Origin of the sequence: Lutibacter maritimus (assembly GCF_900116115.1) — a bacterium.
Classification (GTDB): Bacteria; Bacteroidota; Bacteroidia; order Flavobacteriales; family Flavobacteriaceae; genus Lutibacter; species Lutibacter maritimus.
In genome coordinates this window covers 485,639-508,555 of record NZ_FOZP01000002.1, presented here as the reverse complement: position 1 = coordinate 508,555, position 22,917 = coordinate 485,639, and the positions used below count along the sequence as shown (strand labels likewise).

The window sequence follows — 22,917 nt, the reverse complement described above, 5'->3', positions numbered from 1 at the left end:
TAAAGTTAAAAACCAATGAGATTTGTTACATTTTACTTCACTTCAAAAACCTGTTTTTCTTCACCAATTTTTACAATATATTTTCCTTTTGGTAAATAATAAACATCATTTTTAGCTTTTTTATAAGATGCGTCTTTTTTGGTTAGTGCAATAATTGCCTTTTTATCAACTACTGATAAATCATACTCAAAATAATTAAAACCTTTTTCTGCTTTTACTTGATATTGGTTTAGTTCTAAATTATCTTCTGTACTAATAGTAATTTTTAAATTTCCTTCATTAGCAGCGTAAAATGGAATTGTTACACTTGGTAAATTAACATCATACCATTGTCCCCAAGAACTTCCCCAACGCGATGAATAACGAATTGTAGGAATTTCAAAAATAGCGGAGTTCTTATCTTTTATTTTATTGAATTGTTGCAAAGCTGAAACGTTTGCTTTGTAAATAGAGCGACCGTGCGTTCCAACAACTAAATCTTTCGCCTCCTTTTGAATCACTAAATCATGAACTGCAACTTTTGGTATTCCATTTGAAAAAACTTGCCAGTTTTTACCTTTATCAAAAGTAACATACAATTCATTATCAGTTCCTAAATACAATGTATTTTCATCTTCAGGATCTTCTTTTACCACATTTATTGGGAAATTTGGTAAATTACCTTGAATACTTTCCCATGATTTACCCATATTTTCGCTTACAAAAATATAAGGTTTAAAATCATCGTTTCTGTAACCATTTATAGTTACATATACTCTTTCTTTTTCATGTTGTGATGCAATAACTCTAGAAACCCAAAGACCTTGTGGTAAATTATCTGAAATTCGCACCCAACTTCCTCCACCGTTTATAGTTACATTTACATAACCATCATCGCTTCCAACATAAATAAATCCAAATTGAAACGGACTTTCAGAGATTGCAGTAAGTGTTCCATAAGGTACATTTCCTTTTTTTCCACCAGTGGTTAAATCTTCAGAAATAACATCAAAAGTTTCTCCTTTATCCATGGAACGTAATAATTTATTAGCGCCCATATACAAAATATCTTGATTATGAGGCGATAATAAAATAGGTGTTTGCCAATTATATCTGTATGGTGAATCTCCTAATTCGTGTTTTGGATGAATGTTAACTCGTTCATTGGTTTTCAAATTTACACGATAATAATACCCAAATTGACTTCCAGCATACACAACATTATGATCTCTGTTATCAATCTGAACTTGCATTCCATCACCACCTCCAATACTTTTATAGGGATAATCACCGTTTGATTCCCATCGTTTAGAAGCCTCGTAATTACTAGGTCCGTACCAAACACCATTATCTTGCAATCCGCCATATACATTATATGGTTTTTGATTATCAACATTTACGGAATAAAACTGTCCTACAGCTGGTTGATTATTCTTTATCCAATTATCTCCATCATCGTACGTAATATTAATTCCGCCATCGTTTCCATTAATTAAATGACCTTGCAAAATTGGGTTTACCCAAATAGATTGATGATCTGAGTGTACATTATCTTTACTGATGGATGTAAACGTTTTACCACCATTATCAGATTTTAATAATGGAACGCCACCTATATAAACTTTGTTTTCATTTGATGTATTCACTGCTATTGTTCCAAAATAATATCCATAGGAACTGTAAACATCATCTAAATAATTTTCATGTGTTTTATACCATGTTTTACCTCCATCAACAGATTTATATAGCTCTGCACCAATAACTTCAGAATTTAACAATACAAAATTTGCATCTTCTAAATACGAAACCAAATCATTAGGAACAATTTTCCCTTTTTTAACTGATTCTTTTACAGATTCCGCTGTATATTTTGAATCGAAATCATTTTCTTTTAAATATAAATTCAACTTTTTATTTTCCAATTTCAAAAAGTCTGAAGTGCTCATATTTCGTAAATCATCCTTTTTTAAACCTTCTGATTCTTTTTTCACTTCTTCGGGTCTCAAAAATTGATTATCTAATAAAGCATAAATAATATCATCATTAAAAGCTGCCAAACCAATACGCCCAATTCCATCTCCAGTTGGAAATCCGTTTCCTTCAATGGTTAATTTACTCCAAGTTTCTCCTGCATCTGTACTTTTATAAATAGCAGAATTTTCGCCATCTCCATCAAAATTCCAGGCTTTCCGGTTTCGTTCCCAAGTAGCTGCGTATAAAATATTTGAATTTGTGGGTGAAGCACTGATGTCTATTACACCGGTATTTTCATCAATAAATAAAACACTTTTCCAAGTTTTGCCACCATCAGAAGTTTTAAAAATTCCTCGTTCTGCATTTGGTGTGTATAAATTACCAATTACACCAACCACCACTTCATTTGGATTATTTTTATTGATGATAATTCTACCAATATGCTGTGAATTTTTTAACCCAACGTTTTGCCAAGTTTTACCTTTATCTATACTTTTTAAAATGCCAATACCTGCATACGAAGAACGTGACGAATTACTTTCGCCCGTGCCAATCCATATGGTTCCGTTATTCCAATCTACTGCAACATCTCCCATGTTTTGAGTTGGTGCGTTTTCAGTTACAGAAGTAAAAGACGTTCCGTTGTTATTTGTAAACCACAAACCTCCTGAAGCGTATGCGGCATAAAATTCAGTTGGTTTATTTGGATTAACATCTACATCTACAATTCTACCGCTCATAATTGTAGGACCAATATTTACAAATGGTACATTTTTAACTAAAGAAGTTTGTGCATTTATTTCTAAAAAAAGACATAAAAACAGCCATAAAAAGTATTGCTTTTTCATTATAAAAGTTTGATTTTGGTACATAAATTTAACTTTTATAAAGATACAATTATTTAAAAACTATTACTACTAGCTTTTATTTTAGTGCAAAATTAAAAATGGTGTTTTAGTGTAGTATTTTATTGAATTCATTTTTGGTCTAAACAAAATTTGTTCAAATAAATTTAAATTTTTAGCTGCCATTATTACAATGTCAGTATTATACTCATCAATAATTTTTTGAATAGAAAGTTCTAAGTTTTTATTTAGCTCGGAATGGAATGTATGCGAGCAATTAATAAAATAATCATGCAGTGTTTCTTTATTCCAAAGCTGCTCTTTATCAAGCACTGCACTTTTTTTAGCAACATACACAAACCTAAATGTAGATTTTTTGTATTCTAATAAATGATTGATGTTTTGAAGCAATTTGGCTTCGTAAAAATAGGTGTAATCTGTTGGAAAAGCTATTTCTTTTAAACCTTTATATCGTGCATCTTTTGGTACAACTAAAGTTGAGCATTTTACTTTTGTAATAATATCTTCAGAAATTGAACCAATATTCATTTTCCCTTTTGAAGAAAGCCCATTGGTTCCCAAGATAATTAAATCTATTTTATGTAATTTAATTTGGTTTTTTACCGCACTAAGCAAATTAGATTCAACAGCAATTGGAGAAAATGTATGTTTCCCTTTTAAGGGAGATTGGTTTATTTTATTTAATAATGTATTGAATTCTTTTTTTGAATTTTTAGCTTTTTTAACAGTAGCCAAACCTCCATTATCTATAGCCACATGTTCAAATTCATCTTCTTGAATATCAGAGGCATTTAACAAGTAAAAATTGTATATTTTATCTTGAAAAAGTGCTAAAGAATACTCAATAGAATTCCATGAATTTGAAGAAAAATCGGTTAAGATTAAAATATTTCTCATTGCTTTTATTAATACAACAAAACTAAATAAAGGTGTATTAATAATAAATGACATAAATCAGTGATTTTTTGTAACATTAACTATGTTACATAAAAAAACTTATTGAAAAGTTAATTAATTGACTCTAAAGCATTCAAGTCAACAATTCTGATATTTCTTCCTTCTATTTCTATAATTCCTTCTTTTTTTAAATCGGTTAACGTTCTAATTAAACTTTCTGTTGCAATTCCGGCAACTCCGGCTAAATCTCGTCGCGAAATATTTATGTTATCGGAAGGTTTTCTGGTCATTTTTTGTGCAAATTTTAAAATTGTACTGGCTGTTTTTCTTCGCATTGAACCGTATGCCATTTGCAACAATTGTTCTTTAACTTCAATTAAATTATCATTAATTAATTGAAATATTTCTAAGGATAATTTATAGTTGTTTTCAATAATTTTTTGCATTGTATTTTTTGTAACATACATTAATTCAGCCTTTTCCATTGCTGTTGTTGTTTCAAAATAATGTGCATTTTCTATAATTGAAGAAAAACCAAAAAGATCGTCATCTTTATAAACATTAATAATAAGTTCTTTTCCAAATTCATCAATTTTTGAACTTTTTACAGAACCTTTATATACCAAAAATACGTTGTTACAGAATTCTCCTTCTCTGTATACTACCTCACCTTTTTTTAGCACTTTTGAAATACCAAAATCGCAAAAATAATTTTTCAGATCATCAATGTTTTCTATGTTTTTAAATTCAGAAGCTTCGTTGGAGGTTTCAATATTTGTTTCTTCTTCTTGCAATAAAGCTGATTTTGCCAACCTACTTTCTATTGCGCTAATTAACAACTCGTCATTTACTGGTTTTGTTAAGTAATCATCCGCACCTAAATCCATTCCTTTTCTAACATCTTTTATTTCGGTTTTTGCCGACATAAAAATAAATGGAATTCGTTTGGTTTTTTCATCCTCAGAAAGAATCTTAAGCACATCGTATCCATCCAGTTCTGGCATCATAATATCACACACTACTAAATCTGGCATTAATATTTTTGCTAATTCAGCGCCACGTTTTCCGTTGGCTGCTGTTACCACTTTATAGTTTTCTAGTTCTAAAATTTCTGCCGTTGTTTCTCTTAAAACTGTGTCGTCTTCAATAATTAATATTGTTTTCATTCTTCTGTAATAATTGGTAGTTTTACAATAAATGTTGTTCCTTCATTTTCAACACTATGAAATGATATTGAACCATTTAAACTTTCTAAATGTCCTTTTATAATATTTAAACCAATACCTGTTCCTTGGTTTGTTAATGCATTTTCTGCTCTAAAATATCGCTCAAAAATATGCTTTTGGTCTTTAGAAGGAATTCCAATACCGCTATCTTTTATTTCAAAAATAAAACCATCACTGTTTGCTGTAATATTAAAATCTATAACAGTATTTTCTGGTGAGTATTTTATGGCGTTGTTTAGCAAATTTCCTAAAACTAAATCTAATATTTTTTCATCGTTATAAATACTTATATCATCAATGTTTTTTGGGTAATTTATATGTTGCCCCATTTTTAACATCATATTAGCATTGTAAACTACTTCATTTACTACTTTGCTTAGTTTAAAGTTAGAAAATTTGTATTTTACTTTTCCTGAATCTAGTCTTTCAACAGATAAAAAGTCGTTTAAAATGCCATCTAAATATTGCACTTTATTTTTAATGGTTTGCAAATGTTTTTCTCTTTTATCTTGGGTTTCTGTATTTGTATATCGGCCAATTAAAACTGCTGAATTTAAAATTCCACTTAAAGGTGTTTTAAATTCATGAGAAACTAATGATAAAAATTTAGTTTTTAACTCGTTTAATTCTTTTTCTTTTTTAAGGGCATTTCTTAATTCAAGTTCAGCTTTTACTCTTTTATCAATTTCACTTTTTAAATTTGCAACGGTTTTATGAAGTTCGTTTGTTCTAGTTGAAACTTTGTTTTCTAATTGCGTATTTAATTCAATAATTTTATCTTCGGCTTTTTTACGTTCTGTAATATCAATAATTATTGACATTATATATGTTTTTTCTTGAACTTTAAAAGGATTTAAACCTACCTCGACAGGAAAATTATCACCATTTTTTTTAACTCCAAATAGCAATCTATTTTTCCCCATTTGTCTTTTTGAAGCTTTGCTATCAAAAAAAGAATTAAAATAATCACCATGCACATGATGATGTTTTGAGGGAATTAAAATATTTAAATGTTGGTTTATAATCTCATTTTTTAAATACCCAAACATTTCTTCAGCTGCTGAATTTGTTGCAACAATAGTCTGATTTTCATCGACTACCACTACACCTTCAGAAACTGCTTCAAATAGAATATTAAACACGAAATCGTCTTCTTGAAACAAACTTGGCAATAGAATATTTTTTTAGTTATTAGTAAATTCGAATTTACAAAAAAAATGGGAGCTCTAAATATATAGTGTTTAATTTTTTATTAACTAATATGTTTTCGTCATAGTTTCAGGAACTACAATAATAAAATCGGCTTTTAATTTATTTTCTTGGTTAAATTTATTCAAATTCTGTTGCTCCACCACACTAACTGTTACTACTTTTAAAGAATTTGCATTTTGTTTTAAATACCAATTAATTCCTTCATAATCATCAGAATGATATGAACCGTTGTAATGTAAAAACAACTTGTTTTTTTCGTTGTTTTTTAAAATAAAATATGCCATTGTAGCATCTTTTATTGCTTGTGCTTTTGGTAAATTATCACCTCCGTGACCGCCCATCATCGCTTTCATTTTTACATATCCTGGCAACGTAGCATCATATTTAATTGGCAACGTAGCAATCCAAGATTTTTCTTCTACAGCAAGTGAATCTAGTGCTTCAAAACCTCCTTTATAAACCAAACTTGCGTAAGATCTAGGAATATTGGTTGCAATAAATTTAAGATTGTTTGTTTTAGCAAAATCTACCAAAGGTTTGTAATCTGTTTTATAATTATTCCACAATCTTACTAAAGTATCTAGTCCTTTTTCATCTATTTCTCCAGATAAGTAATTATTTAATTGTTGTTGGTTATCCGCCTCAAACATTTCGGCTCCTAAAGTTAATTTTCTTAACTTAAATAAATCTTGTGTAGTTTCCAATTGTAACCAGTGCACAATAGGATTGTTGTGGTGTTCGCCAAATAAAACAACATCTGATTTTGACATAGTTTTAATCATTTTTTTATACGAAACCTTATTTCCTTTTGCATTGTATAATTTATATGCAGGTTTATTTTGAGAAAAAAGTATTGTTGAAAATAATACAATTGCAATAGATAGTATTAGTTTTTGCATAAATAAAATTTGATTTAATGAAGGTTGGTTTTCAACAAATTTATAACTTTGTTATTAAATAATCCAAATAAAATCTTAGTATTAAAAAAGCAAGTTGCCTTTTTAATTAATTAAGAGATTAAAAATATAAATACTTCAACATGAAATATCTTCCAATAAACAATCAGCTATTTATTAAAAATAGAGCAAAATTTACTGCTCAAATGAAACCAAAATCTATTGCAGTTTTTAACTCAAATGATCTTTTTACAACGGGTGCAGATAGCACATTACCGTTTGAGCAAAGTAGCGATTTGTTTTATTTAAGTGGTGCAGATCAAGAAGAAAGTATCTTGTTGCTTTTTCCAGATGCTATTGAAGAAAAACACCGTGAAATTTTATTTTTAACCGAAACCAATAAGCATATTGAAATTTGGTATGGTGCAAAATATTCTAAAAAAGAAGCAACTGAAGTTTCTGGAATAAAAACGATTTATTGGCTATCTGAATTTAAAAAAATATTTTTTGAATTAATGACTGAAGCTGAAACTATCTACTTTAATACAAATGAACATTACAGACAATCTGTAGAAATAGAAACACGTGAAGATAGATTTATAAAACAATGCAAAAACGATTTTCCAGCACATAAGTGGGAAAAAAGTAATCAAATCTTACAAGCTATTAGAGGGGTTAAAGAACCTGAAGAAATTGACATTATGCAAACAGCCTGTGAAATTACAAATAAAGGTTTTAGAAGAATCTTACCTTTTGTAAAACCAGGAATTATGGAATATGAAATTGAAGCCGAGTTTATGCATGAGTTTTTAAGAAACCGTTCAAGAGGATTTGCTTACACACCAATTATTGCATCGGGTTACAGCGCTTGTGTTTTACATTATATAGAAAATAACAAAGAATGTAAAGATGGCGACATGTTGCTATTAGATGTTGGTGCAGAGTATGCAAATTACTCGAGTGATATGACCAGAACCATTCCTGTAAACGGTAAATTTAGCGATAGACAAAAAGCTATTTACAACGCAGTTTTAAGAGTTAAAAATGAAGCAACAAAAATGTTAGTTCCTGGAACTTTTTGGGCAGAGTATCAAAAAGAAGTGGGAAAAATAATGACTTCTGAATTATTAGGTTTAGGATTATTATCTAAAGCTGATATTCAAAATGAAGATCCAAATTGGCCAGCATATAAAAAATATTTTATGCACGGAACTTCGCACCATATGGGATTAGACACTCACGATTATGGTCAATTAAAAAAACCGATGCAAGCTGGAATGGTATTTACTGTGGAACCAGGAATTTATATTCCTGAAGAAAATATGGGAATTAGAATTGAAGATGATGTTGTTGTACAAAAAACTGGAGCTCCTTTTAATTTAATGAGAAACATACCTATTGAAGTTGAAGAAATTGAAGATTTAATGAATTAACTAAAAAAGTTTTCAAAAAAATAAAAATCTTAATCCCAAATTAATTTGGGATTAAGATTTTTATTTTTTCAAGAAGTAACTCCTTTAAAAAAGATTATTTTTTTTATAATAATACAACACTCTTATAAAATACGTTACTAAAATAATAATTGAAAATATTGGATAAATACAATTAACTTCACTATTTTCATTTGTCATTTCATTTAAATGATACATAAAAAACAAACACCCTAAAGCATATAAAAATTTAAAATAGATGGGTTCTTTTTTTATAAATTCCAATAATTGCATTTTCAATATATTTACATTCAACAATTAAAAAAACTCGAAAAAATTCGAGTTTTCCTTAGCAATTTCCTTAAAACATTCATATTTGAGGTTTCAAAACAATTTCACAAATCTTCATAAAAAAGATTTGAAGAATTAAGTAAAAGTAGTTATACTTCAACAACCTAAAAAACTTTACATGTCTATATTCATAAATTTAGAGTTATTTTTGTAGTATCAATTTTGTATTTTTGAACCGCTAAAAAAGAAATGAAAAAAGATGACCCTAAGTACAAATTTAAAACCTCGAATTTTAAATAATACAATAATTACATTTAACTTGTTGTTTTATTTAATAATTTCACAAACAACCTCTGCACAAAATAATAACTTAAAAACATCTGATTCTTTAAAAAATAAAAGTTATGAAGAATATGCATCACTCTTTTATAAAAACCAAAATGATTCAATTACAGCTTATAAATATGCTAATTTATATTTAACAAAAGCTAAAAAAGAAAAAGATATAATTAGAACGGCAAATGCATATTCTTTATTAGCAACTCTTTGCTCTAAACCAAAATTTGCGATTAAATATAGTGATAGCATTATTAACCTCACAAAAAATATCAAAAACAATAAAATATACCCAACTCTAGGCTATATACAAAAAGGAATGTTAAATGAGCAGCTTGGAAATTATTATGATGCACTAGATTACTATATAACCGCAAATAAATTAGCTGTAAAAAACAAAAACTATGAGCAAACTTTTTATATTAAAAATCAAATTGGGCAACTTAAATTATTTTGGGGAGATTCAAATGAGGCTTTGAATATTTTTAAATCTCAATTATATTTATTTACAAATAATAAAGAAAAATTTAAAGATAAAAACGCAGCCTATTATAAAACACTATTTAATTTATCTAATGCTTATATTTTAAATGAAAAGCTTGATTCTGCATTATTCTTTTCAACAAAAGGGCTTAATAAAGGATTTGAAAATAATGATTTGTTTCAATATAATAGGTTTCTCTCACAAACAGGTGAGATTTTCTATTACAAAAACGAATTAAAAAAAGCCTATGACAGTATTATAAAGGCTTTTCCATTTGAAACATCGTACAATGCTCAATTCAACAATCATTTTATTTTAGGTAACATTTTTAAAAAACAACATAATGAAGTTAGTGCATATTACCATTTTTCAAAAGCAGATTCCATTTATAATTTAACAATGGATGTTGTTCCAGAAGTAAGAGAAATTCAAGAATATTTCATCAATTATTATAAATTAAAAGGTGATATTAAAAATCAATTAAAATATATAAATAGACTTTTACACCTTGACAGTATTATACATAACAACCATTTAAATTTAAATGAAACCATTTTTAAAAAGTATGACACACCTTTGCTTCTTGCTGAAAAACAAGAATTAATTACGCATTTAAAAGAAAAAGAGAAAAAAACATCTTTTATAATTTATGGCTTAGTTGGCATTTTGTTAATTATATTTTTTTTTAGTTTTCGATTTTTCAAAAACCAGCGCACTTATAAAAAGCGATTTAAAAAATTATTATTTGAACAAAAAAAAGAAATTGAAAATAATATTGAAAACAAGACTAACTCAAATGAATTACATGAAATTTCAAAAGATATAGTTGATGCAATTCTTTTTAATTTAAAAAAATTTGAAAAAAATAATGGTTTTATAAATAACCAAATTACCCTTGCTAATTTAGCTACGGATTTTAATACAAATTCCCGCTATTTATCAAAAATAATTAATGTAAATAAACAAAAAAACTTTAGTACCTATATTGCAGATTTAAGAATTGAATATTGTATAAAAAAATTGAAAGAAGATATTACATTTAGAAAATATAGTGTTAAAGCAATTTCTTCAGAAATTGGCTTTAATAATGCCGAAACGTTTTCAAAAGCATTTTATAAAAAAACGGGTATTTACCCTTCTTATTTTATTAAAGAAATTGAAAAATAACCATAAAAAAACTCGAAATTAAAATTTCGAGTTTTTTCTTTAACCAATAAATTTATCATAGTAATTTATGAGGTTGCAAAATCAAAAACGTAATTATTTAAACGTTTAAGTGCCGTAATTTTATCGTTTGTATTTACTAAAAGTGAAATATTATTATTACTTCCTCCATAAGAAATCATTCTTACAGAAATGTCTTGCAATACTTGAAATAATCTATGTGTTTCTTGATGTTTAACAACTGAATGCCCCACCAAACAAATAATAGTTTGCTGATGATCAATTTCAACTGTTGAAAATTTTTCTAATTCTTCTTTTATGTCTGCTAGATTTCTATCATTATCAATAGTTAATGAAACTGCAATTTCAGAAGTTGTAATCATATCAATTGATGTTTCGTATTTTTCAAAAATTTCAAATACTTTTTTCAAAAATCCGTGAGCCAATAACATTCTTGCTGATTTAATTTTAATGGCAGTAATATTATCTTTTGCAGCAATTGCTTTTATACCTTCACCAACATAATCGCTTGTAATTAGTGTTCCATAACATTCTGGATCCATTGTGTTTTTTAAACGCACTGGAATATTTGCTTCACGCGCAGGCATTACCGTTTGCGGATGTAAAATTTTTGCTCCAAAATAAGCTAACTCAGCAGCTTCATCAAAAGATAAATTAGAAATTGCGTGTGTATTTTCTACAAACCTTGGATCGTTATTATGCATTCCGTCAATATCAGTCCAAATTTGAACCTCATCTGCTTCTATAACAGCTCCAATAATTGTAGCTGTGTAATCACTACCTCCACGTTGTAAATTTGCAACATTTCCATAGGCATCTAAACAAATAAAACCTTGGGTAATATAAATATCTGCAGGTAATGCATCATTTATAATACGTTGTATATTTTGTCTGATATAAAAATCATCAGGTTCATTTGCTTTGTCAATTCTCATAAATTCTAAAGCTGGTAACAAACGTGCATTTACACCTTCTTGAATTAAGTACTTTGTAAATATAAATGTAGAAAGTAATTCACCTTGCGCAACAATTTTATTGTAAACTAATATGGAGTGTTTTTCTGCAGTTATATTTCTTAAAAAGTCAAATATTTTATCAATATAATTTGCCGCTTCTTGTTTTATTGATGGTGATTCTAATAATTCATCAATAACAATATTATACTTATTATATAATGCTTCAATATTCTCTAAAGCTTGTGCAACAGCCCCTTTTTTTATAAGGTCAGAAATCTCTACTAACGCATTTGTTGTTCCTGACATTGCAGACAAAACAACAATTTTTTTATCATTATCTGTAATTAATTCTTTAACACGCATCATGTTACCTATTGAACCTACAGAAGTTCCTCCAAACTTTAAAACTTTCATTTTTTCTTATTATTTAGTCCGCAAATGTAAATTGTTTTCTATTTAAATGTGTTTATTTAAAAATTATAAACTAATTTTGCACAAACTGTTAACTATTTAACAAAATGAAAACAATAGCCACTTGTGTAGAAGAAATTTTAGTTTCACAACCTTTTTTAGAAGATGCCTTAACACGAAATATTTTAAACTTCAGTGCTTTATCAGAAGAGTTAAGAGAGCCTATTTCTAAAATGTTACGAAAACCGGTAAAAGCTGGCGCAATTATGATGGCTTTAAGGCGCTATAGTCCGCCAAAAGAAATGGCTAACAAAGTGAAACTGAATAAAGTATTGCAAAATTTAGGTGATATAACTGTTCGGTCAGATATTTCCGATTACACATTTAAAAATTCTCCAAGTTTAATTCACAGTCATTTAAAAATGCTGGAAGTAATTAAAGAAGATCCTCATATTTTTTACACATTTACACGGGGCGTACACGAAAGCAATGTATTAATTACCAATACGTTAAAAAAACACATGGAAGATAGCTACAAAGATGAAGTTTGTACAACCATGCAAGATCATTTGTCCGCCATTACCATTGGATTGCCTAAAGAAAATACAAAAATTGCAGGTTTATATTATCAGTTTTTTAAACGATTGGCTTGGGAAGGAATTTCTTTATACGAAGTAGTTTCAACCACCAACGAGTTTACCATTTTGGTTGAAGATGAAGTTGTTGATACAGCTTTTTCAGCTGTAAAAAGTTTAAAAAATTAAGTTAGTTTTAACTCTTTTAAAATGACAATTCTTTACAAAAATACAACTATTAATTTTACATCAACCGGTAAAGGAACTGCCGTTGTGTTATTGCACGGTTTTTTAGAAAACAGCAGTATGTGGAATGAAATTGTTCCTGAAATTTCTAAAAAAAATCGAGTTATTTGTATTGATTTATTAGGGCATGGAAAATCGGAAAGTCACGGTTATATTCATACTATGGAAGAACAAGCTGAAATGGTAAAAACTGTTTTAGCCTTTTTAAAATTGAAAAAATATATTTTAGTTGGCCACAGTATGGGCGGTTATATTGCATTAGCTTTTGCCAAATTATATGCCAAAAACATAAAAGGTTTATGTTTAATGAATTCAACAGCGCTACCAGACACTGAAGAGAAAAAAATAAATCGAGATAGAGGAATTGCAGCCGTAAAACAAAATCATAAAACTTTTGTTAGAATAGCAATACCAATGCTTTTTTCAGAAAAAAACAGAGCTATTTTTACTTCTGAAATTACTTCTGTTACTAATGAAGCTTTAAAATTATCTGCTCAAGGAATTATTGCTGCTTTGGAAGGAATGAAAGTCAGAAAAAACAATACTCAAATCTATAAAAAAGCGGAATTTCCAATGATGATGATTATTGGAAAAGAAGATCCAGCTTTAGATTACAATTCACTCATTCAACAAACTAAAAATACAAGTGTAAATGTTGTTGAATTTCCTGATGGACATATGAGTCATATTGAAAATAAAGATGAACTCATTGAAACGTTATCTCAATTCATTAAAAAAGCATAATCAAAACGTATATTCTGCTCCAAATACTATTCCGTTTACATTTTCGCTGCCTATAGCATTTGCATGGTAACCTATAACAAGTGCTGTTTTTTTAATATGATATTTTAATTGAACCTTAAATTCATTAACATTACTAAAATTTATAAAACTTTGTTTGTAACTTAAATGGATGCTTATAGGCTTTGCTGGAAATATTTCTGTTCCAATGGTGTATGCTAAACCCCAAGTATCAACTCCGTTTGCAACATAAGAGGCTCCTGCTCCCCACCAAACTGAAATATTCTGTTCTCTAACTCTGTAATACTTCAGTAAAAATGAAGAAACATCTAAATATTGCTTTCCTTGAATAGAATTTTCTGAAAAATTTAAATGCGAAACTTCAACACCTAAAATAGGAATAACTCTATAATTAGCATTTAACTCTAATGCATTAACACCTCTATTAAAAAGCTGATAGGCACTGATTTTAAACAAACTATTTTTGGTTTGTTCAAAATCCGTTTTTAAATATTCTCCTCTTAAATTTTTGTAATAAGGATAAGGTGTTATATTTCTATATTCCGATCTTCCGACAACAATTCCATAAAATGCATAATAGCCTAATTCAGCAAAAACATCAACAAAAAACCCATTACCTTCATTATTTCTACTAATTTTTCTGGAGGTAGATTTTGTTTCTGATTCTTCTGTATCATTTGATAAACTTTCCTTTGCTTTTTCAAGTCTGCCTTGCGAAAACATTATAAAAGAAGATAAAAATAACGCAATAAAAAGAAAGTTTTTCATATACTTTATATTTTAAAAATTAGCATCAATTATAATGCCTAAGCATATTTTAAAAACAGAAATGCGTTTAATCTTTACTTAACGCATTCCAACCTTGGGCAGTTAATTTTATTTGTTGACCAGCTCTGGTAACTAAATTTGCGCCAATACTTTCATCGGTCATATGACCAATAACGGTTAAATGTGGATTCCCTTTAATTTTTGGAAAATCTTCTTGAGCAATTGTAAACAACAACTCGTAATCTTCACCGCCACTTAATGCAATAGTTGTACTATTTAAATCGAATTCTTCACACGTTGAAATTACCTGCTGATCTAACGGTATTTTTTCTTCATACACATTACATCCAACTTTAGATTGGGTACAAATATGTAAAATTTCAGAAGAAAGTCCATCAGAAATATCAATCATAGCTGTTGGTTTTACTCCTAAATCACTCAATAATTTCACAATATCTTTTCTTGCTTCAGGTTTTAGTTGGCGTTCAACTAAATATGAATAATTGGTTAAATCTGGCTGCGAATTTGGATTTACTTCAAACACTCTTTTTTCTCTTTCCAATACTTGTAATCCTAAATATGCAGCACCAATATCACCAGTAATCACTAATAAATCATTTGGTTTTGCAGTATTTCTGTATACAACATCTTCCTTCTTCACTTCACCTATGGCAGTAATACTAATTAGCATTCCCTTTGTTGAAGTTGATGTATCGCCACCAACCAAATCAATATTATAGGTTTTACAAGCTGTGTAAATTCCATCATACAATTCTTCCAAAGCTTCTAACGGAAAACGGTTAGAAACTGCAATAGAAACAGTAATTTGGGTTGCGTTACCATTCATTGCGTACACATCCGATAAATTTACAACCACCGCTTTGTAACCTAAATGCTTTAACGGCATATAACTTAAATCAAAGTGTACGCCTTCAATTAACAAATCGGTAGTTACTAAAATTTGATTTTCTTTATTTTCAATAACTGCAGCATCATCTCCAACACCTTTTATTGTTGTTGAATTTTTAATTTTAAAATTTTGAGTTAAATGGTTTATCAATCCGAATTCTCCTAATTCAGATAATTTGGTGCGCGATTGGTTTTTATCTTCTATCATTTTGCAAAGATATAGCAATTCTTAAAATGAAACGAATACAATTACTTTTTGAAATATTTAAACACCGGAAACTCCACTTTTTTGGAATTTACCTTTTTAGATGCTAAATAATTATCGAAAAAATTCCAAGTGAACAATCCATCATCAGATTGAGGTTCTAACATATAAAAGATAAGGTTTGTTAAAGGTTGTGCCATATCAATATAAAAATCTCCTTTTTTAAATGTTGTTGTTTTTGAAACATAGTTTCCTTCAGCAGTTGCCATAAAATGACCTTCAAACTCACGATCAGATTTTTTAAACGAATCAATTAAAAATACTTCGCCTTTTACAGTTTTATTTTTTTGAAGTTCTTCCACTTTTACGCCATGCTTTTTTAAATGATTTACAACAAACTCCATAGATTTTGGCAAATAATAACCACTTGGCAATTTACTTTCAACTGTTGCTTCAAACTTAGCATAATTTGTAACATTCGGGACTTCTATTATATGAGTTCCGCGTGCATATTGCTGTTTTCCATCTTCATCAATAAATGGAATATAATTATATGTTCTGTAGTTTTCAATATTTTCATCTAAAGCAATCATTTTAAACCGAACACCTTTGGTTATTTTCCCTGCATTGTTTTTTACATTTTCAATGGCATTTTTTTCAGCTTCCGCATTAATTTCAACAATTTTTTGGGCATTTTTATTGGTAAACTCTAAAATTTCTGCAACAAAACCATAGGTTCCATTCATTCGTTTATAAAAGCGATCGTGTGCAAAAGCTTCACTTAAAATTCCTATTTTGTTTCGTAAACCCATTAAATTTACAATATATCTGGGATGATGATTGTACGTGTAAATTGCTTTTGGCGGCCAACTTTCTTGTAAATAATAATAACCGTAATTTCCCATTTTCACATGGTAATTAGCATCAACAGCTTTGGTAATTTCGGGCAACATGGTATTCCAAGTATAATTGTAAGTGCCACTTTCTCCTACGGAATGATAACTTGGCGCATAGGTAATTCCGTATCCGTGCCAAGTTCCGTTGGTGGTGTGCAAATCCACCAAAATTTCTGGGTTCCATTTTACCAACACATTGGTAATTAAACTTTCGGTTTCCAGCGCTTCCATTTTTATGCCGTCTCTGTTTAAATCTAATCCTTGGCTGTTTTCCCGAATTCCAACTTCAATTGGGCTATCTTCTTGACTTGGTCTTCTGTCTTTTTCCATTTTATCATTAGAATCAGTATTATAAATGGGTGCAAAAAGCAAAATCTGATTTTGAAGTAAATGTTGTTTGTCTCCCAATAAAATATCGCGTATTAATTGTTGTAACACTTCTTTGCCTTCGACTTCACCGGCGTGAATATTGCCCTGAACATAAAATACCGGTTTTCCACTTAATTTTGCTTCTTCTGGATTGGAAATTTTTGGATTTGCCAATATAACTAATGGAATCTCTTTTCCTTCTTTACTTGTTCCCATAAATTCAATATGAATGAAATCAGATTTTTTCTGAATTTCATTTATGAAACTCATAACTTCAGCATAGGTTGAAGTCTTTTCGTAATTGCTTTTTTCAGGAATTGTTAATAAATTATGATCAATTACATGTTGACTAGTTATTTGAAAACTGATAAAAAATAGGGAGAGATAGATTAATTTCTTCATTTTAAATTTGTGCTGAATTTTTAATTGATAAAAATAACTAAAATTAACTTTGAAATGATTTCAATTAAAAAAAGAACTAAATTTTAAATAAAAACTTCAATAATAAGATACTAACTATTGATATTTCTAATTACACTATTGATATTATTCATATTAAAATACTATTATAAATCAATATTTGTACCTATATTTGCACTTATTTAGAATTAATCTATTTAAGCAATATGATAAAAGTTTCAGAAATAGCAAAAAAGAAAGTTATAGAGTTAATGCAAGAAGACGGCTTTAATCCTGAAGTTGACTTTGTTAGAGTTGGGGTTAAAAGTGGTGGTTGCTCTGGACTTTCTTATGAATTAAAATTCGACAAACAAAACCAAGAAGGCGATAAAGTATTTGAAGATAATGGTGTAAAAATTATTATAGACAAAAAAAGCTTTTTGTATTTAGTAGGTACAACTTTAGAATATTCGGGCGGTTTAAACGGTACAGGATTTGTTTTTAACAACCCTAACGCACAAAGAACGTGCGGTTGTGGAGAAAGTTTTTCCCTATAAAAGCATTAAAAAATTGAAAAGTTTAATTTATAAATTAAACATATCTCTTAACAATTTTCTAAATTTATCAACTATTAAAAAAAATACAATTCATAATTTCAATAACTGATTTAATGAATTAGCAACTAATTATAATGAGCAAATTTACTGAAGACGATTTAAAAAAAGAACTCGAAACCAAAGAGTATGAATATGGTTTTTATACAAATATAGAAGCCGATAAATTCCCAATTGGTTTAAGTGAAGAAGTTGTTATTGCCATTTCTAAAAAGAAAAACGAACCTGAATGGATGACCTTATGGCGTTTAGAAGCTTTCAAAATTTGGAAAGAAATGGAAGAACCAGATTGGGCAAATGTAAACTATGAAAAACCAAATTTTCAAGATATAAGTTACTATTCTGCACCGGTTCAAAAGAAAAAATTGGATAGTTTGGATGAAGTTGATCCAGAATTATTAAAAACTTTTGCAAAATTGGGAATTTCAATTGATGAACAAAAACGTTTATCAAACGTAGCTGTTGATATTGTTATTGATTCAGTTTCTGTAGCAACATCTTTCAAAAAAACATTAAAAGAAAAAGGCATTATTTTTATGCCAATTTCAGAAGCAATTCAAGAACATCCAGAATTAGTGAAAAAATATTTAGGAACCATTGTTCCTAAAACCGATAATTTTTATGCCGCTTTAAATTCTGCAGTATTTTCTGATGGATCATTTTGCTACATCCCAAAAGGTGTAACCTGCCCAATGGAGTTATCTACTTATTTTAGAATTAACGAAGGTGGAACTGGGCAATTTGAACGTACTTTAGTAATTGCTGATGAAGGAAGTTATGTAAGTTATTTAGAAGGTTGTACTGCGCCAGCGCGTGATGAAAATCAATTACACGCAGCAGTTGTAGAATTAATTGCTTTAGATGATGCTGAAATAAAATATTCAACAGTGCAAAACTGGTTTCCTGGCGATAAAGAAGGAAAAGGTGGAGTGTATAATTTTGTAACCAAACGTGGTTTGTGTGAAAAAAATGCAAAAATTTCGTGGACTCAAGTAGAAACTGGTAGTGCAGTAACCTGGAAATATCCTAGTTGTGTGCTAAAAGGTGACAATTCAGTTGGAGAGTTTTATTCTATTGCAGTTACTAACAATCATCAACAAGCAGATACTGGCACAAAAATGATTCACTTAGGAAATAATACAAGAAGTACTATTATTTCAAAAGGAATTTCAGCTGGTCATTCACAAAACTCATACAGAGGATTAGTTCAAGTTGGAGCGCGCGCTAATAATGCTCGTAATTTTTCACAATGTGATTCTTTATTAATGGGTAATAAATGTGGCGCACATACATTTCCATATATTGAAGCAAAAAACAAAACTGCACAAATAGAACACGAAGCAACCACTAGTAAAATTGGTGAAGATCAATTGTTCTATTGTAACCAACGTGGTATAGATACTGAAAAAGCCATTGCCTTAATTGTAAACGGTTTTAGTAAAGAAGTATTAAATAAATTACCAATGGAATTTGCAGTGGAAGCTCAAAAATTATTGGAAATTAGTTTAGAAGGATCAGTAGGATAAAAATTAAAAAGTAAGAAGTTAAAAGTTTAAAAATAAAATCTAAAGCCTTTAACCTTTAATCAAAATTAAAAGATGTTACAAGTAAAAAATTTACACGCAAGTATCAACGATAAAGAAATTTTAAAAGGAATAAATCTTGAAATAAAAGCTGGAGAAGTGCACGCTATTATGGGACCAAATGGTTCTGGTAAAAGTACATTATCTGCAGTAATTGCTGGAAAAGAAGAATATGAAGTTACCGCAGGATCTGTAGTTTTAAATGGTGAAGATTTAGCAGATTTAGCTCCTGAAGAAAGAGCGCACAAAGGTGTGTTTTTATCATTTCAATATCCTGTTGAAATCCCAGGCGTAACAGTTACCAACTTTATTAAAACAGCTATTAACGAAACTCGCAAAGCAAAAGGACAAGAAGAATTGCCCGCAAAAGATATGTTAAAGCTAATTAGAGAAAAAGCCGATTTATTAGAAATTGACAGAAAATTTTTATCACGATCATTAAATGAAGGTTTTTCAGGAGGTGAAAAAAAACGTAATGAAATTTTTCAAATGGCAATGTTAGAACCAAAATTAGCCATTTTAGATGAAACCGATTCTGGTTTAGATATTGATGCTTTAAAAGTAGTAGCTAATGGTGTAAACAAATTAAAAAGCAGTGACAATGCAGTTTTAGTAATTACGCATTACCAACGTTTGTTAGATTATATTGTTCCAGACTTTGTACATGTTTTATATAACGGAAAAATTGTAAAATCTGGTGGTAAAGAATTAGCTTTAGAATTAGAAGAAAAAGGTTACGACTGGTTGAAATAATAAAACTATGGATTTAAAAGAAAAATTAGTTTCTTCATTTTTAGCTTTTGAAAATAAAGGAATTCTTGATTTAGACTCAAGCGTTCATTCTATTAGAACAAAAGCTATTCAAAACTTTGAAAAAGAAGGATTTCCTTCAAAAAAAGATGAAGAATGGAAATACACCAATTTAAAACCATTGCTAAAACACGATTTTAGTTTGTTTTCTGCTACTGAAAAATCAACTGGTTTTAAAAACATTGAAAATTACTTAATTAATGATATTGAGTCTTATACTTTAATATTTATTGATGGCGTTTTTAGTTCATTTTTATCTGATACAACACATGATGATTGTGATGTTTGTGTGTTATCATCTGCATTAAACAGACCTAAATACAAAATGGTTGTTGATAATTATTTTAATACCATTGCTAAAAACAATAATAGTTTATCGGAATTAAACACGGCTTTTACCAAAGAAGGTGCATTTATTAATATTCCTAAAAATACCATTGTTCCAAAACCTATCCAAATTTTAAATTTTTCAACTGGTAGCGAAAAAGAAATTTTACTACAACCTAGAAATTTAGTAGTTGTTGGTGAAAATTCGCACGTTCAAATAATTGAACGTCATCAAAATTTATCAAAAAATACTACGTTAACAAATTCTGTTACTGAAATATTTGTTCATAAAAGAGCCATTGTAGATTATTATAAAATTCAAAATGATACTGAAAATTCTTCGTTAATTGACAGTACCTTTGTGTCGCAAAAACAACAAAGTGTAGCTTCGGTTCACACGTATTCTTTTGGAGGTAATATCACTAGAAATAATTTAGAATTTTACCACGAAGGCGAACATATTACAACTAATTTAAATGGTATTTCTATTTTAAACGGAAAACAACATGTGGATAATCATACGTTAGTAAATCATAAATTCCCAAATTGTGAAAGTCACGAGTTGTATAAAGGTATTTATGCTGATAAATCTACAGGGGTTTTTAATGGAAAAGTAATTGTACAACAAGAAGCACAAAAAACAAATGCTTTTCAGCAAAATAACAATATTTTAATTGATGATGGCGCAAGTATAAATGCAAAACCTCAATTAGAAATTTTTGCTGATGATGTTAAATGTTCGCACGGTTGTACCATTGGACAATTAGATGAAAGTGCTTTATTTTATATGCAATCTAGAGGAATTCCTAAAAAAGAAGCGAAAGCTTTATTGCTTTTTGCCTTTGGAAATGATGTTGTAAACAAAATTAAAATACCACAATTAAAAACTAGAATTACTAAATTAATTGCTAAAAATTTAGGTGTTAATTTAGGATTTGAACTTTAAAAATTTCTATTATAAAAATAAAAAAGCCACAAAAACAGTGGCTTTTTTATTCTTCTTTTTTTATAACTTCAGGGTTTATTACAACAAATTCGGTTCTTCTATTCATTTGATGTTCTTCTTCAGTGCAATCAATTCCATTTGAACATTTATTTACCAATTTAGTTTCTCCAAAACCTTTTGTTGATATTCTTGCAGAATTTATGCCTTTTTCAATAAGCCAATTTGCAGAAGCTTTAGCCCTTTCATTAGATAATTTTATATTATATTCATCTTGCGCTCTGGAATCAGTATGCGATTGAATGCTAATTTGAATTTCGGGATACTTATTCAGTATATCCAACACTGTTTCTAACTCTTTTTTTGCGTCTGCTCTAATTTCTGATTTGTCCAAATCAAAATATATGGTATTTGTTTTAATTAATACCAAATCATTATTTTTTTCAAATTCAATAGGCTGTTTTTCAATTTCAGCGCTATTTTGCGTATATAAACTGCTACTAACTGTTTTACAACGCACATATAATGGTGTTGAAATTGGATAATCATTATTCATATCAAAATCTTTTAGATAACCGTCATTGGCATAATTATCTAATTCAATAACCGACACATTGCTAAACTCAAACATAACTCTACTGGTTGGTCCATCATTTTCTTCAAGAGAACCCACTGCAATAATATTTGGAGGTAAGTTTGCTACAATTAAATTTGTTGGATTTGCAGTACCTAAAAACCTTAAATTAGCGTCACAATTGGTTGCTAAAGCTTCATTGTCTGGTCCGTCAATATCATTTATAATAAATCTAAAATTATTACCTTCAATTGGTGTTTTTTTATCGGATTTTAAAAACGTAAATCTAATTCGGCTTAAGTTTCCTGGTATTCCAGATGTTGAAGAAATTGCAGTATATCTAATGTCATCACCTTGTTGGGTGAAAAAACCGTTTTGAGGACCTCCAATTTTTTGTGCTTTAATGTATGCTAATGATGGAATTGTAGATGAAGTTGCTTTAAATAAGGCATTATTTGTTCCACTTCCTGAAAGCACACTTATAATTTTTACCGATTCAAAAGATTGAGCAAAAATCTTATTTTTAAAACATACTTCACCTAATATTACAAATATTAATGCTAACAATGAGCTATTATAATTTTTGTAATTGATAATATAATGCCAAAAAAACTTTTTAAACATCATCGTGCTAATTATCAAGGCTCTACAAAAATAACTTTCAATTAATTACAAAACACTAATTATTATCAGAATATTGAAGAAAGATTTACAAATTATAATAAAACATATATAAATTTAATTAGGTTTTACTTAAAAAAATCTATTAAACTGATTAAAAACAAAAATCCACA

18 protein-coding genes are annotated in these 22,917 nt (G+C 28.8%); 8 read left to right on the top strand and 10 right to left on the bottom strand.

Going from position 1 to position 22,917, the window contains the following annotated elements; genetic code table 11:
- Positions 1-32: 32 nt before the first annotated feature.
- From BM335_RS05430 to BM335_RS05410, 5 genes are all read right to left on the bottom strand, one after another.
- On the bottom strand, positions 33-2,801 hold the full coding sequence (locus tag BM335_RS05430) for a VPS10 domain-containing protein (RefSeq protein WP_090224070.1): 2,769 nt from the start codon (positions 2,799-2,801) through the stop codon (positions 33-35).
- 81 nt (positions 2,802-2,882) lie between these two features.
- Positions 2,883-3,770 carry a universal stress protein gene (locus tag BM335_RS05425; RefSeq protein ID WP_090223993.1) on the bottom strand — a complete coding sequence of 296 codons (888 nt, stop codon included), beginning with the start codon at positions 3,768-3,770 and terminating at the stop codon, positions 2,883-2,885.
- Positions 3,771-3,826: 56 nt separating this feature from the next.
- Complete coding sequence (locus BM335_RS05420) at positions 3,827-4,882, bottom strand: response regulator (protein ID WP_090223991.1); 1,056 nt, start codon at positions 4,880-4,882, stop codon at positions 3,827-3,829.
- Entirely contained in the window at positions 4,879-6,114 is a 1,236-nt protein-coding gene (locus tag BM335_RS05415) for a PAS domain-containing sensor histidine kinase (RefSeq protein WP_245780612.1), read from the bottom strand. Before BM335_RS05415 ends, BM335_RS05420 begins: the two co-directional genes overlap by 4 nt.
- A gap of 84 nt (positions 6,115-6,198) precedes the next feature.
- Positions 6,199-7,053, bottom strand: a complete 855-nt coding sequence (locus BM335_RS05410) for a ChaN family lipoprotein (protein WP_090223989.1) — start codon at positions 7,051-7,053, stop codon at positions 6,199-6,201.
- Between the two features lie 140 nt (positions 7,054-7,193).
- Between BM335_RS05410 and BM335_RS05405 the strand changes: the two genes are divergently transcribed.
- Both BM335_RS05405 and BM335_RS05395 read left to right on the top strand, forming a co-directional pair.
- Entirely contained in the window at positions 7,194-8,483 is a 1,290-nt protein-coding gene (locus BM335_RS05405) for an aminopeptidase P family protein (RefSeq protein WP_090223987.1), read from the top strand.
- A 547-nt stretch (positions 8,484-9,030) separates the two neighbouring features.
- Positions 9,031-10,758, top strand: a complete 1,728-nt coding sequence (locus BM335_RS05395) for a helix-turn-helix domain-containing protein (protein ID WP_090223982.1) — start codon at positions 9,031-9,033, stop codon at positions 10,756-10,758.
- Between the two features lie 65 nt (positions 10,759-10,823).
- On the opposite strand, the gene BM335_RS05390 is transcribed toward BM335_RS05395, so the two are convergent.
- On the bottom strand, positions 10,824-12,146 hold the full coding sequence (locus BM335_RS05390; protein WP_090223980.1) for an aspartate kinase: 1,323 nt from the start codon (positions 12,144-12,146) through the stop codon (positions 10,824-10,826).
- Positions 12,147-12,250: 104 nt separating this feature from the next.
- On the opposite strand from BM335_RS05390, the gene BM335_RS05385 reads away from it, so the two are divergent.
- On the top strand, positions 12,251-12,907 hold the full coding sequence (locus BM335_RS05385) for a hypothetical protein (RefSeq protein ID WP_090223978.1): 657 nt from the start codon (positions 12,251-12,253) through the stop codon (positions 12,905-12,907).
- A gap of 21 nt (positions 12,908-12,928) precedes the next feature.
- Positions 12,929-13,708, top strand: a complete 780-nt coding sequence (locus BM335_RS05380) for an alpha/beta fold hydrolase (RefSeq protein ID WP_090223974.1) — start codon at positions 12,929-12,931, stop codon at positions 13,706-13,708.
- On the opposite strand, the gene BM335_RS05375 is transcribed toward BM335_RS05380, so the two are convergent.
- The 3 genes from BM335_RS05375 to BM335_RS05365 all read right to left on the bottom strand — a co-directional run bounded on the left by BM335_RS05375 (position 13,709) and on the right by BM335_RS05365 (position 17,275).
- On the bottom strand, positions 13,709-14,494 hold the full coding sequence (locus tag BM335_RS05375; protein ID WP_090223971.1) for a hypothetical protein: 786 nt from the start codon (positions 14,492-14,494) through the stop codon (positions 13,709-13,711).
- A gap of 67 nt (positions 14,495-14,561) precedes the next feature.
- On the bottom strand, positions 14,562-15,611 hold the full coding sequence (thiL, locus tag BM335_RS05370; RefSeq protein WP_090223969.1) for a thiamine-phosphate kinase: 1,050 nt from the start codon (positions 15,609-15,611) through the stop codon (positions 14,562-14,564).
- A gap of 41 nt (positions 15,612-15,652) precedes the next feature.
- On the bottom strand, positions 15,653-17,275 hold the full coding sequence (locus BM335_RS05365) for a M14 family metallopeptidase (protein WP_090223967.1): 1,623 nt from the start codon (positions 17,273-17,275) through the stop codon (positions 15,653-15,655).
- A 224-nt stretch (positions 17,276-17,499) separates the two neighbouring features.
- On the opposite strand from BM335_RS05365, the gene BM335_RS05360 reads away from it, so the two are divergent.
- The 4 genes from BM335_RS05360 to sufD all read left to right on the top strand — a co-directional run bounded on the left by BM335_RS05360 (position 17,500) and on the right by sufD (position 21,552).
- Positions 17,500-17,829, top strand: coding sequence for a HesB/IscA family protein (locus BM335_RS05360; protein WP_090223964.1), 330 nt, complete (start codon positions 17,500-17,502; stop codon positions 17,827-17,829).
- A 134-nt stretch (positions 17,830-17,963) separates the two neighbouring features.
- On the top strand, positions 17,964-19,412 hold the full coding sequence (sufB, locus tag BM335_RS05355; RefSeq protein WP_090223962.1) for a Fe-S cluster assembly protein SufB: 1,449 nt from the start codon (positions 17,964-17,966) through the stop codon (positions 19,410-19,412).
- Positions 19,413-19,484: 72 nt separating this feature from the next.
- Positions 19,485-20,222 carry a Fe-S cluster assembly ATPase SufC gene (gene sufC, locus BM335_RS05350; RefSeq protein ID WP_090223959.1) on the top strand — a complete coding sequence of 246 codons (738 nt, stop codon included), beginning with the start codon at positions 19,485-19,487 and terminating at the stop codon, positions 20,220-20,222.
- Between the two features lie 7 nt (positions 20,223-20,229).
- A complete protein-coding gene (gene sufD / locus BM335_RS05345) occupies positions 20,230-21,552 on the top strand; it encodes a Fe-S cluster assembly protein SufD (RefSeq protein WP_090223957.1) in 1,323 nt (440 codons plus the stop codon).
- 46 nt (positions 21,553-21,598) lie between these two features.
- Here sufD and BM335_RS05340 read toward each other — a convergent pair whose 3' ends face one another.
- Complete coding sequence (locus BM335_RS05340) at positions 21,599-22,690, bottom strand: OmpA family protein (protein ID WP_245780611.1); 1,092 nt, start codon at positions 22,688-22,690, stop codon at positions 21,599-21,601.
- Positions 22,691-22,917: the final 227 nt, after the last annotated feature.

Coding starts and splice junctions, on each gene's coding strand:
- BM335_RS05430 (WP_090224070.1), bottom strand. CDS start 2,801: ATGAAAAAGCAATACTTTTTATGGCTGTTTTTATGTCTTTTTTTAGAA.
- BM335_RS05425 (WP_090223993.1), bottom strand. CDS start 3,770: ATGTCATTTATTATTAATACACCTTTATTTAGTTTTGTTGTATTAATA.
- BM335_RS05420 (WP_090223991.1), bottom strand. CDS start 4,882: ATGAAAACAATATTAATTATTGAAGACGACACAGTTTTAAGAGAAACA.
- BM335_RS05410 (WP_090223989.1), bottom strand. CDS start 7,053: ATGCAAAAACTAATACTATCTATTGCAATTGTATTATTTTCAACAATA.
- BM335_RS05405 (WP_090223987.1), top strand. CDS start 7,194: ATGAAATATCTTCCAATAAACAATCAGCTATTTATTAAAAATAGAGCA.
- BM335_RS05395 (WP_090223982.1), top strand. CDS start 9,031: ATGACCCTAAGTACAAATTTAAAACCTCGAATTTTAAATAATACAATA.
- BM335_RS05390 (WP_090223980.1), bottom strand. CDS start 12,146: ATGAAAGTTTTAAAGTTTGGAGGAACTTCTGTAGGTTCAATAGGTAAC.
- BM335_RS05385 (WP_090223978.1), top strand. CDS start 12,251: ATGAAAACAATAGCCACTTGTGTAGAAGAAATTTTAGTTTCACAACCT.
- BM335_RS05380 (WP_090223974.1), top strand. CDS start 12,929: ATGACAATTCTTTACAAAAATACAACTATTAATTTTACATCAACCGGT.
- BM335_RS05375 (WP_090223971.1), bottom strand. CDS start 14,494: ATGAAAAACTTTCTTTTTATTGCGTTATTTTTATCTTCTTTTATAATG.
- thiL (WP_090223969.1), bottom strand. CDS start 15,611: ATGATAGAAGATAAAAACCAATCGCGCACCAAATTATCTGAATTAGGA.
- BM335_RS05365 (WP_090223967.1), bottom strand. CDS start 17,275: ATGAAGAAATTAATCTATCTCTCCCTATTTTTTATCAGTTTTCAAATA.
- BM335_RS05360 (WP_090223964.1), top strand. CDS start 17,500: ATGATAAAAGTTTCAGAAATAGCAAAAAAGAAAGTTATAGAGTTAATG.
- sufB (WP_090223962.1), top strand. CDS start 17,964: ATGAGCAAATTTACTGAAGACGATTTAAAAAAAGAACTCGAAACCAAA.
- sufC (WP_090223959.1), top strand. CDS start 19,485: ATGTTACAAGTAAAAAATTTACACGCAAGTATCAACGATAAAGAAATT.
- sufD (WP_090223957.1), top strand. CDS start 20,230: ATGGATTTAAAAGAAAAATTAGTTTCTTCATTTTTAGCTTTTGAAAAT.